Raw genomic sequence first — 2180 nt, forward strand, 5'->3', positions numbered from 1 at the left:
ACGCATGAGTACCGACAGCAACAGATCCTGGCAGATGAGCGGGTTCGGCCTTTCGAATCTGCGGCCGGTGGAAGGCAAGATCCCCGATCCAGGCCCGCACGAGCTTCTGGTGCGGACGAAAGCCGTCTCGCTGAATTACAAGGACAAGATGATCGTGGACGGCGTGCTCATCCCCGACCTGTCCTTCCCATTCGTGCCGACCTCGGACGCCGTGGGCGAGGTCGTGGCGGTCGGCGGCGCCGTGAGCCGCTTCAAGGTCGGACAGCGGGTGCTGGGACAGGTGATCGCCGACTGGCCGGATGGCGACGCGCCGGCCGTGCTCCACCAGCACACGCTGGGCTCCTCGCTTCCAGGCATGCTGTCCCAGCATGTCGTCTTCCGCGAGGACGCGGCGGTGCCGGCGCCGGTCTCGCTGAGCGATGTCGAGGCCGCAACGCTGCCGATCGCGGCGCTGACCGCCTGGTTCGCGATGGCGGAGGCGACAAGGCCGGTGCCAGGCCAGACCATCCTTATCCAGGGCACGGGCGGCGTGTCGCTGTTTGCGCTGCAATTCGCCGCCGCCTTCGGCTTGCGCGCGATCGTCACGTCGAGCAGCGACGAGAAGCTGAAGCGCGCCAGGGACCTCGGCGCGTGGCAGACGATCAACCACCGCACCCAGCCGGCATGGGACGAGGCCGCTCGCGCCATGACGGACGGGCTTGGCGTGAACCATGTGCTGGAAATGGTCGGCGGCGACAATGCGCGCCGGTCGCTCAACGCCCTTGCCGCCGATGGCCGGCTATCCGTCATCGGCGTGCTCGGCGCGATGGAGATCAGCTTTCCGATCGTTCCGTTCATGCGCAACCGCATCGTGGTCCAGGGCATTTCCATTGGCCATCGACGCGCGTTCGAGCGCATGAACCAGGCAATAGAGGCGCTCGGCATCAGGCCGGTCATCGACAAGGTCTACGGCTTCGACGAGGTGCCCCAAGCGCTCCAGCATCTAGAAAAGGGACCGTTCGGCAAGATCGTGATCGCCACGAGCTGATGGCGCGTGGCGAGATCACTGCAGCGTCTTCAACACGCCGACCACGGCCATGCCGTCGGTGAAATAGGGATCGCCGCCGCCATTGCGTCCCGTCTTGGTGGCGCCGATACCCGGTATCTCGCTGGTTGAGGTCAGCAGACCGGCGGCCTTCAGGTCGCCGATCAGGAAGTCGCGCTCGGCGTCGATGTCCGGACCGATATGGTGGGTAACGCCGCCCGTGTCGTGGCTGAGGCCGACGCCGCGATCGAAGCTCGCGGCGCCCAGCCAGAGCGGGCGGCCGTCGTCGCCGACCACGTCCGTCAGCCAGAAGCGGACATGGTGGCGCCGGTCGGCGCTGTCGCCGACCGGTTTCTCGAAGGCCAGGTCCTGGGCGCGGCCCTCGAACAACAGGCGGCTCATCGGCGCATCGGGGTAGGGGCGGGAAAACAGCACACTCTCACCGATATCGATCGCGGTCCTGAGCGTCACGGCATCGGCCGTATCCCAGCCCGCGACCGCGAAGGCGTGGACGACTTCCTTCTCGGTGCCGACAAGGCCGACATTGATCGGGTCGCCGGGAATGCCCTGCGGCGTATGCGTCACCATCTCGAAAGGGCGGGTGCGGAAGCCGCGCTCCCGCCAGGTCCAGAATTCCGGCGCAGCGACATAGGCGAGCGCCAGATAGAAGGCGCAGACCGCCGTCAGCCAGATCGCCGCGCGCCGCCTCAGGCTTCGTTCACCCACGACAAACCGCTCCCAAATCCTTGCGCGACCATTTTATGCGTTGTTGGCCGTTTTCGGGTAGAGCCACCTCAGCGGCAGGCGCGGTAGCCGCTTTTGCGGTTCTTGATGTCGAAATGGAAATGGTTACGGTGGTCGTAATTGTAGCCCGGGCCGAGCACCGTGGTGAAATACTCGCAGCCGTCGGAGCGCACGTTGTTGAGGAAGCCGCGGGTGCGGAACGCGAACAGTCCGGGCTTGCGGACGTCGATGTCGTCGCCATTGTTGAGCTCGATGCTCATGACGTCGAGGGCGTTGCCCTTGCCGTGCTCCGACAACACACCTTCGCCGGCGATGTTGCGGCAGGAATAGCTCGAGCCCTGGTGGATCGCCTTGACGCCGGAGAAATAGCGCCAGCGGGCGGCAGGCTGCAGCTCGTTCTTCGTCCAGGCGG

Annotated in this window: 3 protein-coding genes; 1 reads left to right on the forward strand and 2 read right to left on the reverse strand. The window is 66.0% G+C overall.

Annotation, left to right across the window (positions count from 1 at the left end):
• Positions 1–4 precede the first annotated feature (4 nt).
• A complete protein-coding gene (locus EOA28_RS33450; protein ID WP_127251531.1) occupies positions 5–1027 on the forward strand; it encodes an NAD(P)-dependent alcohol dehydrogenase in 1023 nt (340 codons plus the stop codon).
• Positions 1028–1042: 15 nt separating this feature from the next.
• Here the strand turns inward: EOA28_RS33450 and EOA28_RS33455 are convergent, their stop codons facing one another.
• Positions 1043–1750, reverse strand: a complete 708-nt coding sequence (locus tag EOA28_RS33455; protein WP_127251530.1) for an LssY C-terminal domain-containing protein — start codon at positions 1748–1750, stop codon at positions 1043–1045.
• Between the two features lie 68 nt (positions 1751–1818).
• A partial coding sequence (locus EOA28_RS33460; protein WP_189342343.1) for an extensin family protein occupies positions 1819–2180 on the reverse strand: 362 nt, incomplete at its 5' end.

The organism is Mesorhizobium sp. M2A.F.Ca.ET.067.02.1.1 (assembly GCF_004023285.1).
Lineage (GTDB): Bacteria > Pseudomonadota > Alphaproteobacteria > Rhizobiales > Rhizobiaceae > Mesorhizobium.

What these genes read in the sequence shown, in the direction of transcription:
- EOA28_RS33450 (WP_127251531.1), top strand. Translation starts at nt 5, where the DNA reads ATGAGTACCGACAGCAACAGATCCTGGCAGATGAGCGGGTTCGGCCTT.